At 58.6% G+C, this 9,796-nt stretch carries 7 protein-coding genes; all 7 read right to left on the bottom strand.

Features of this window, described 5'->3' with window-relative positions; all coding sequences use genetic code 11:
• Positions 1-1,929 (bottom strand): O-antigen ligase family protein (locus tag VKV18_RS02950; protein ID WP_324202739.1); only part of this gene is annotated, 1,929 nt, incomplete at its 3' end.
• Positions 1,929-2,912, bottom strand: coding sequence for a glycosyltransferase family 2 protein (locus VKV18_RS02955; protein WP_324202740.1), 984 nt, complete (start codon positions 2,910-2,912; stop codon positions 1,929-1,931). The genes VKV18_RS02950 and VKV18_RS02955, both read right to left, overlap by 1 nt.
• A gap of 4 nt (positions 2,913-2,916) precedes the next feature.
• A complete protein-coding gene (locus VKV18_RS02960; RefSeq protein ID WP_324202741.1) occupies positions 2,917-3,810 on the bottom strand; it encodes a glycosyltransferase family 2 protein in 894 nt (297 codons plus the stop codon).
• Positions 3,811-4,186: 376 nt separating this feature from the next.
• A complete protein-coding gene (locus VKV18_RS02965) occupies positions 4,187-7,060 on the bottom strand; it encodes a hypothetical protein (RefSeq protein ID WP_324202742.1) in 2,874 nt (957 codons plus the stop codon).
• Positions 7,061-7,209: 149 nt separating this feature from the next.
• The gene (radC, locus tag VKV18_RS02970; RefSeq protein ID WP_324202743.1) at positions 7,210-7,905 is read right to left on the bottom strand and encodes a RadC family protein; all 696 of its coding nucleotides are present in this window, start codon (positions 7,903-7,905) and stop codon (positions 7,210-7,212) included.
• Between the two features lie 33 nt (positions 7,906-7,938).
• A complete protein-coding gene (gene cimA / locus VKV18_RS02975; protein WP_324202744.1) occupies positions 7,939-9,600 on the bottom strand; it encodes a citramalate synthase in 1,662 nt (553 codons plus the stop codon).
• Between the two features lie 94 nt (positions 9,601-9,694).
• A partial coding sequence (locus VKV18_RS02980; RefSeq protein WP_324199682.1) for a P-II family nitrogen regulator occupies positions 9,695-9,796 on the bottom strand: 102 nt, incomplete at its 5' end.

Raw genomic sequence — 9,796 nt, forward strand, 5'->3', positions numbered from 1 at the left:
CGCCCGCACGGTGCCGTAGGGCGCATGCTCTAACTCCGTCATAATGCGGTAGATGTTCTCTGCATCCTGCGTTTTCCCAACGGCCAAGAGGGCATCGCCTAAATGGTGCAGCACCTGCAGGTTGTTGGGGTCGAGCGCATACGCCTGATGATAGGCCTCCACCGCCTGCGCCTCCTGCCCCTGTTTTTCATAGAACTGGCCAAGACGGTAGTAGGCTTTGGGAATAGGAGCCGCCTTAATGGCTCGCTCGATGGCCGCCCGCTCCTGAGGGAAAAGTCCCTCCAAATCATATAACTCGCCTAACTCCAAGTCCAGCTCGGGGTCTAGAGGGTCGGCCTGCACTGCGGCCTTTAGCCGCTCTACGGCAACCTCCGGTTGTTGGTGAAAGAGCGCCTCCGCCGCCTGCGCCCGCAGACCTGCGGCCAAACCGAGCTGCCCGGCACGTAGAACAAGCCCAAGCGACACAAGCCCGGCCATTACCAACATGGGACGCTTTACCGTGGTAGGCAGTTGGGTGGCCAGAGGCGCGATGTTTCTGGCCAGCCCCACCGCAAGCCCAAAACAAAGCCCCACCGCCAACGCGGTAGCAACCACATACCAATCCGAGTCGACAAGGGTCTTGATGCCCGACGCTAAAAGCGCTGCCAACAGGCCGCACAAGAGGACGGCCGGTTCCTTAAACAGCTTATGAAACGGCTCCAGAATGTCGCCGGCAGGGGCCGCCAGCGCTGCCCGGCGAAGGCGCAAGGCGTTAGCGGCGAAGGCGCTTGCAGCGGCCATAAGCATTAACAAGAAACAAAGCCCCACAAATCCGGTCTCCGAAGCCCACTGCAGGAGACTGTTATGCGCATGTGCCGTGAAGGCCACCAAGGCATAACGTGGATAGGCGTAGGTGAAATTGCCTATGCCCACGCCAAAGATCGGGTTGGCTTCGGCCATACGCAGGGTACCATGCCAGGTGTAACGCCGAAAGAGCAGAGAATGGCTTTCCGAAACCACCCCTCCTTCCTTAGACGTGGCCAGCACCTGCTCCTTGGTTACCTTAGTCGGTGCGTTTGCCACCGGCGCCGCGCGAAAACGTAGCGGCGTGGAGGCGACCACGAAGCTCAGCAACAGCAAACCCAGGCCGAAAGCTGCCGATCGCCATTCGTCTCGAAACGCGCCCGACCACATGCCTAAAAGCAGCCAGGCGAGTATCCCCACACATAGGGCCCCCAAGCCGGCACGCGAGGCGCTGAGCGTAATGCATCCACCCTGTAGGCAGAGCGCAAACCCGGCGGAGAGCGTAAGCAACCGCTCCCGCGATGCTACCCAGATAGCGAGGGTAACGGGCAACGTAAGTAGAAGATAGCCCGCCAGAAAATCGGGGTTGAGAAACGTACCAAACACGCGATGGGAAAAAGCGCCCTGCTTCCATGCCGCTAGATACTCGTTAACCCCCAGCGCTGAAACGAATAGGCCGCCCAACATCAGGGCGATGAGCATGGTGGCAAAGGCGTCTCGGTTTCGGCTTAAACGCGAAGCTAACGTGCCGGTAGCCAGCACCGATACGAGAAGCGCCAGCGTGTCTACCCCCAAGTATAGCGCGCGCGCCCGCCCTAAAGAGAGCGCTGCCCAACCCAACACGCAAAGGCCTAATACGGTTAACGCCGGGGCCCCGCCTACGGCCAACGGACTTATCCACTCGCGCACTACGGCGATGCAAGCCGACAGGCCTACCAACAACATCACCAGGGGTACCCCAATGGCCTGCAACCAGTCTAGCAAACCGGTAGGCGGAAAGAGACCCATGGCGGGCAATACCACGAAACTTGCGGCCAATAAAGGCGCGAGAACGGCCATAAGGCTCACTAAAACCACGGCAACCCAATCGAGCCGGTCGAATCGCTTCCTCTCGGTGGCACGTGCCGCTTTGATATCGGCTTCCATTAGCGTGAACTTCCCTTCTGCCGACGCCTCTTTTCCTGCCCGCGCAGTTTGCGTATCCAGTAGTCTCTACGAAATTTCAACATGGTGCCGATGGCCCTTAGCGTAATGCCAATGGGAATGAGAGGCCGAAGCCAAATGGGGGTAGAAGCTTGATAGTGTTTTTTATAGAAGAGGTACTGGCTTCGATGAAACTCATAGGTCATGCGAGTAGGCACCTTGTCGCTGCTTTTTCCTATATAATGATAGATCACGGCCTCCGGAAAGTAGACCACACGCCAATGCGCCTGAGCTCCTTTGCCCAAAACACTACGTAATGGGTCTGGCAAAGGCGCGTGCGTCGCCCGCCAACAGAGGTCTACATCCTCGCAATACATGTAAAAGTCCTCGTCGAACCCACCTATCTGTTCTATCAACTCGCGCCGAATGAAGAGCGCAGCCCCCGAAACCCAGTCCACATCGCGCACGCTGGCATGGTCCCAGTCCTTCATGAGATAGTCGGTAGCATAACGGTTGTTTGGAAACAGGCGCCCTAAGAGAGTGTTGCGGAAGAGGCCGGCCCCCAAATTCGGGTAGCGGCGGCAGGAGTATTGCAATGTGCCATCGGCATTGAGAAGCTTAGGCCCCACAATGCCGACGTCGGGGTGCTCGTCGGCAAAATGTACAAGGGCACTTAGGCTGCCTTGGGTCACTAAAGTATCCGAGTTGAGAAAGAGCACATATCTTCCGCGTGCATGAGGCAAGGCGGCGTTGTTGCCGGCACCAAAGCCTAGGTTGCTCGGATTTACCAGCAGCCTAACCTGAGGAAAGTGACGGGTCACCATCTCCCGGCTTTCGTCCTCACTGGCGTTATCTACCACGATCACCTCAAAGGATATGGTCTCAGGCGCCTCAAACAGCGATTGCAAACAGGCCTGCAACAGTTCACAGGTGTTCCAGTTGAGAATGATTACAGAAAGATCGCATGCAACCTTGCCCGAAGTCACACCGCTAAGTCCTTCCTATTGGGCTTTTCGACTGGCAACGCTGCCGACGCAGGCGTGCCTGCCACCAGGCGTATGGCCACGACAGCAGGGTAATAAGGAGGCGCATTGGGGCATAGACCCAGCCCCCATAGTGCCGTGTGTAGAACCGCAACAGCCCTCGTCGCGATTCCCATGCCATAGCAGGCGCAACCTGGCTCGTGCTGGCACCCCCGTAGTGCGCGATCTCGACCTCCGGCGTGAAGTAGATTTTCCATCCCTTGCGTTTGCAGCGTAAGCACCAATCTACCTCGTTAAAGAAGATAGGAAATTCCTCATCCAAAAGCCCCACCTGCTCTACCGCCTGGCGCCGTAGCATTAAAAAGGTACCCATGGGCTGATCGACCTGCGCCACCCTATCATAGGTGAACCAGGTCATCCGATAGGCGCCAAAAAAACGACTTTTCGGAAACAGCCGGCTTAACCCTACCAACTCCCACAGAACCGCCAACGGCGTAGGAAACCCGCGTACCGAGCGCTGCAGCGTGCCATCGGGATGGACTTGCCTCACCCCTAAGGCGCCGGCATCGGGGTGTTGCTCCATAAACCGAACCGCTTTCTCCAACCCGCCTTCGGGCAGCACCACATCGGGGTTTAACAAAAGAATGTACGCTCCGCGCGCCCGTTCTATTCCCTGATTGTTGCCTTTGGCATAGCCCATGTTCACCGCATTCGACAGAAGAATAACCTGAGGAAACGCCCGCTGAACGGCCTCAACGGTGCCGTCCGCACTGGCATTATCCACCACGATCACTTCAAAGGGAAAAGGCGGCGGCGCCGTGTAGATCGAATCGAGCGCCTGTAAAAGGAGATCGCGCGTGTTCCAACTAACGATAACGATCGAGAGCGTTATTTCACACAAACCCAACTCCTGTCTTGGCTATTGCCTGCAACTCTCAAGCTGCCTTTGTTGTACCCGAAAACGGCCTAGGTGTCCCAGAAAATCTTGCGATTTTCTGGGAGTAGGACGCCCTACCCCCTCAAGGCCCGCGCTCTCGCCCTCAGAACTTGTGGGAATGGAAATTCAAGATTTCTCGCCTGCGACTCGAAATGACAGTCGTATCACCGGCTCGGCAAGGCCAACGCTCTTCCTCAACGGTTGCCCCTACACAGCCCTCACCCTGACCCTCTCCCCAATGGGGAGAGGGGATGACTGCCTTAGCAGCCTGTCTCATTTCCTTAATCGCCTATCTCTCTGGCCGCTGCATTGTCAACTTACTTAGGCAGCCTGATCAAATTTAGGCTGCCTGATCAAACCCTTGCTCAGTTCCCGAAGTCTCTTCGGCATCCTGTTGCGGCGAGTCCGCCGTTAACGGTTCGCCCCTAAGCCGTCTCAACCGACGGGCTGTAGAGCGTACAAAGAGATCGGCATCGCTCAAGGCGTCTTCTATCGCCACAAACGCCGTCGGGTCGGTCGTCTTTTCGAGAGACCATAGCAGGGCATAGCGTGCTTCCGCAGGCAGTTTTGTACACCAAAAGGCGATCTCTTGCGCGTAGCGGGCATCTTCGGCCACATAACGCGAAAGCGTCATAAGCAGTTGCAACAGATTCTCCTCGCTCTGCATCGCGGCAAAAACGGCATCGTGAACCTGCTGGTTTCGATAGGCCATTGCCAACGCCTTTAACTCCTCCGGCGTTCCCGAAGGGAACGTGCTCTCCTCATTCAGCGCATTCCGTAAAACCTGCGTCACGTAGTCGGGGTCGTAATAGAGGTAGCCAAGACGACACGAGACGATCTGCGCTGCAGCCAAAAGGGCGTCTGGAGCACAGAGGGAAGGGTTCCATTGAACAAGGCGCTGAAGCTGCAGCGCGTGCGCAGCCGCGTCGTCTCCGGCCTCTGCAAGCCGACGCATCTCCTCCAGGGTTGCCGTTGTCCCTTTGCCAAGCAGCCAACGAACCACGCCGGCGCGCGTAGCTTCTGCCCCGTGCAACGACGCATCCAAAGCGTTCAAGGCGTCCTCCACCGCATCCGGTGGCATATCGCATAAAGCGCGTAGCAAACTGTAGGAGGGCGATGAGAGAAAGCGCCTAAGCAGCAAACGTGCTCGGTCTGCCTCCCTTCCCTTCTGGCCGAGAGCCACCAACAGTTCGCCCTGCACCTCTTCAGGAAGCCACCGAAACCGCTCTAGAAACCCCTCCTCTTCCATCAACGCATGACCGAACAGCACACAGGCAATGAGGCCGTCGCGCAACTGCCGACGCGCTACTAGCTCGGCGCCAGCCCCTTCTGGCAAGGGCACTTCTAACGCCTGCATAAGCGCCTGAACGGTGGAGTTATCCAACCAAACGAGGCGCAGGAGAGCGAGCGCTGCCCAAGAAGACGGCTCTTTCAGCAGACGCTCCAGCCAAAAATGTTCGTATCGCTCGCCCCCCACCGCACCCAGCCGCTCGGCCGCTTCCGCACGTATATCGCTAGCTACACCTTCTCCCTCCAGTAACTGACGGGCGCACTTCTCCACCGCACGTGGAGCGAGGGCCTCCAACGCCTCCGCCATGGCCAATCGCACCCGAACGCTTTCATGGCCTTCCAAAATCTTGCGAAAACGCCCACGTTCTAAACTAGGGTCTGCTTGGAGAAGGCTGCGCAGATGCCACCGAATGGGCGGCTCCAACACGCGAATCGGCCGCTCCAAAAGCAACTCGAGCCACTCCCAAACCGTTCGACGAGCCAGCTGCAACCCCTCCCATTGAAACTGTGGGGCCTCCCCCTCTGAAACGGACACAGCAGGCAACAGAGGTGCTGCCGGTTCCCGCCGAGTCGCTTTACGTCTTCTTGATAGACCGACGAGCCACATAGGTACTCCTCCTCTCCATTGTCGGCGCCTACGCCAACAGACCACCATCGCGGCAGCCAACAGCAGCGCTCCCAACACGCGCAAGAGGCGATAAGCCATAACCTGTTTGAAAGCGCCCCTATCGGTTGAAGCCGCCCGCGAAACCGCCTCGCCCGTAACAGGAACACGCCTTATGGGGGATACCGGCTTTCCTGGATTACCGGTCGTCGGCTCTTCCCTACCGCCCGTTTCTGGGTTTTCCACGCCCCCCCGCCTCTCTGGATGGGCGCCAGACCTCCTGCCTTTTGGCGATGCCGTGGGGAAAGCCCGTCCGTCCCTCCCGGCTTCGCTGTGTGGTACAGCCCTCCCGTTTTGGTGCACAGCCTGCCCAGAAGCCGGCATGTCTCCACCGCCATAACCTTCCGGCCTTTCGTTGTTCGCCGATGGCCTCCATGGACGGACGCCACTAAGCCGTTCAAACCCGTAACGAAACAGGGCAAGCGCCTCTGTTTGCCAACTGTTGCTGTGCAGAAGCACCACGATGATCCGATGCCCCTGTTGTGCGGCTGCCCCCACATAGCAAAAGCCGGCCTCCTTGGTATAGCCGGTCTTCACCCCGTAGGCCCCGGGCAGCGTCCACAGCAGTCGGTTTGTATTCACCAACACCCGTGGCCTGCTCTCTCCCGGCAAGCGAAGGACATAGGTTTTGGTGCGCACGGCCTGCGCAAATGCCGGAACAGACAAGGCCGCACGCGCCAAAAGTGCCAAATCGCGCGCCGTGCTCACCTGCCCAGGTGCCGGCAAGCCCGTTGGGTTCATAAAGTGAGAGTGGTACGCGCCCACCTTTTGTGCCAGCGCATTCATCAGGCCGACAAAGGGGGCTACAGGGGCGTTTTTCGCCTCAAAGACACCCTGCTTTCCCTCAAGGATGCCGTTCTCGCCTTCGGCAGCGGCCTCTGCCGCATCGTTGGCGCTAACCAGCAGCATCGCGTAAAGGAGATCGCGCGCCGGAACCTTCTCGCCGGCTCTTAAGCCTAACCGATCGCCGGGGAGGCTGGCTGCGTTAGAGGAGATGGGGATGAGCCGATCGGGAGGAACTGCCTGGGCGAACAACATGCCGGACACAATTTTGGTGGTGCTGGCCGGCGGAAGCGGTTCATCGGGGTGAACGGCCAACAGCAACCGCCCCGAGTCGGCGTCTATAACGACGGCTGCTTTGGCGCTCAGTTTCAGGGGAGGGTTGGCAGGCGCAGCGCCGGCTTGGCCGAGTAGGCAAACAGCTCGGCTAACAATGACAACCCGAACACACCATTGGGCTATTCGTTGAATCCCGTGCAAAAGCCGCCCCCCAAAGAATGAAAATGGGTGCCCCTCGCATTCCGGCCCGAAACCGGAACCACCCCTTTCCATTTTCGGTTCTAGACGGCTTTGTTTCTACAGCCCAACCACTTTTCGATTCCAACGGACTCTCCGGTGACGGAGCAGGGTCAACTCATCCAGCCCCGTTCTTTGAAGGAGACGTACTGTTGCGCGCCAATAACGATGTGGTCGAGTAGCTCGATTCCAACAATTTTGCCGGCCTGTACCAGCCGTTCGGTCACTTTTCTATCCTCGATGCTGGGTGTGGGGTCGCCGCTTGGGTGGTTGTGAACCACAATAATGGCGGCGGCACTATGAATAATGGCTTCCCTAAACACTTCACGTGGATGCGCCAAACTGCTATCGAGAGTGCCTATGGACACAGAAGCAATCTTAATAACTTGGTTCTTTGTATCGAGGAGAAGGCTCTTGAAGTGCTCTTTGGTCTCGTAACGCAGTTCCGGCATTAAGAGGTTGGCGACATCGCGCGGGGAGGTTATTTTTGGTCGCGGGGTCTCTTCCAACACCATAATTCGCCGGCCTAGCTCCACGGCGGCGGCGATCTCGATGGCCTTTACCTCTCCGACGCCCTTAACGCGCTTCAAATCCTCCAGGTGCGCCCTCGCGATGCCTCCAAGCCCGCGAAACTCTTTCAGGAGATGTTCGGCCAAGCCGAGGGCGGAAAGCTCGCGTGTGCCGATGCGCAGTTGAATGGCCAAAAGCTCTTTGTCGGAGAGAGCCTGCGGCCCATAGAGTTTTAGGCGCTCACGCGGTCGCTCGGTATCGGGAAGCTCGCGGATGGCAACGGTATAGCGCTCTACCATTGCCTGTTCCCTAGCGCATCGCCTTTCGGATGCTCATGAGGTTGCGCTCTCCGACACCGAGGCGGTGCTATCGGTGAGAACAGGCGGTTGGGAAAGGGCTTCATAAAGCCGCTCACTGCGGATCAGCCCATACACCACGCTATCTACCAAAGCCAACCAACTCGCTTCGATCACGTTTTCCGACACACCCACGGTAGACCATGTCTGTTCGCCATCGGTGGAGTCGATAATCACGCGCACTTTGGCCGCCGTACCGGCGCGTCCGTTGATCACGCGCACTTTGAAATCGGTCAGTTTTATTCGCTCCAACGCCGGATAAAACTCCAAAAGCGCCTGTCGCAAGGCCCCATCGAGAGCATGCACCGGCCCGTCGCCCTCCGCCACCGTCAGGCGTTCTTGACCGTTGACCTCTACCTTCACGGTCGCCTCGGTAATCGGCTGCTTGTCGGTGCCACGCTTTTCGGTAATGCACCGAAAACCCTTCAGCGTAAACGGCGGCTTATACAGGCCGAGGGTTCGCAGTAACAATAGTTCAAAAGAGGCTTCGGCGCCCTCGTAGCTATAGCCGGCATGCTCGTGTTCGGCCACCACATGCATGAGGTGGCGGGCTTCGGGCGACTTTTTATCGAGGCGAATGCCGAACTCGGCGGCCTTGCCGGCGATGCTGCTGCTGCCGGCGAGTTCGGAAACGAGCAGGCGGCGCGTGTTGCCCACCGCCTCTGGATGAATATGTTCATAGCTTGCCCCTTTCAGCACCGCGTCGGCGTGCAGCCCTCCCTTATGAGCGAAGGCGCTTCGCCCCACATAGGGTCGGCGCGTATCCGGGGCGATATTGGCTATCTCATCTACATACTGCGAAAGCGCCGTAAGGTGCCGCGGCGAATCGGGCAAGAGGCAGTCGTAGCCCATTTTGAAGCGAAGGGCGGCGATCACCGGCACCAGGTCGCAGTTGCCACAGCGCTCTCCATACCCGTTGATGGTGCCCTGCACCTGCATCGCTCCCTCTTCCACGGCGGCCAGAGCGCCTGCCACCGCGCAGGCCGAATCGTTGTGCGTATGGATGCCGAGTTGTGCCTCCGGCAGGGCCTGACGCACCTCGCGCACAATGGCCGCGATGCTCTGCGGCAGAGAGCCACCGTTCGTATCGCACAGCACAATGCGGTCGGCCCCCGCCTCGAATGCTGCCTGCAGACATCGCAAGGCATAGGCAGAGTTCGCGCGGTACCCATCGAAGAAGTGCTCGGCATCGTAGAGCACCATCGGCACATGCCTCTTGAGATAGGCCACACTCTCCGCGATCATCGCCAGGTTCTCTTCAAGGCTTACCCGCAGGGCATGGATGACGTGGGCATCCCACGACTTTCCCACAATGGTGATGGCCGAGGCACCCGACTCGATCAACGAGCGAATCTGGGGGTCCTCCTCCGGTCGCACCCCGGCACGACGTGTAGAGCCAAAGGCGGTTAGCTGCGCATGGCGCAACCGCACCTCCCGCATCTGCTCGAAAAAGGCCACATCTTTCGGGTTAGAGCCGGGCCATCCCCCCTCGATGAAATCCATCCCAAACTCATCAAGGCGGCGCGCAATACGAACCTTGTCCTCAACGCTAAAGCTGATACCCTCCCCTTGCGAGCCATCTCGCAGGGTGGTATCGTAGATTTCGATACGTCGTTTCTGCTGCTCCAAATGCACCATGGGTCTCAATCCTGTTTCGTTTCAATCCCTATCAGCCCCGAAGCGCCGACAATCCCCCTCTTACTCGGCTTCGATGAGCTTGTGAAAGTATACCTCACAATGCGGCTTCCCCTCGCTCGCCTGTACGGATGCGAATGGCCTCCTCCACATGGGTCACAAAGATTTTGCCATCGCCTATCTCGCCGGTTTGGGCGGC

Origin of the sequence: Chthonomonas sp. (assembly GCF_035294505.1) — a bacterium.
Taxonomy (GTDB): domain Bacteria; phylum Armatimonadota; class Chthonomonadetes; order Chthonomonadales; family Chthonomonadaceae; genus Chthonomonas.

Excerpts from the sequence above, each read along its gene's own strand:
- cimA (WP_324202744.1), bottom strand. The coding sequence starts at position 9,600 with ATGGTGCATTTGGAGCAGCAGAAACGACGTATCGAAATCTACGATACC.
- radC (WP_324202743.1), bottom strand. The coding sequence starts at position 7,905 with ATGGTAGAGCGCTATACCGTTGCCATCCGCGAGCTTCCCGATACCGAG.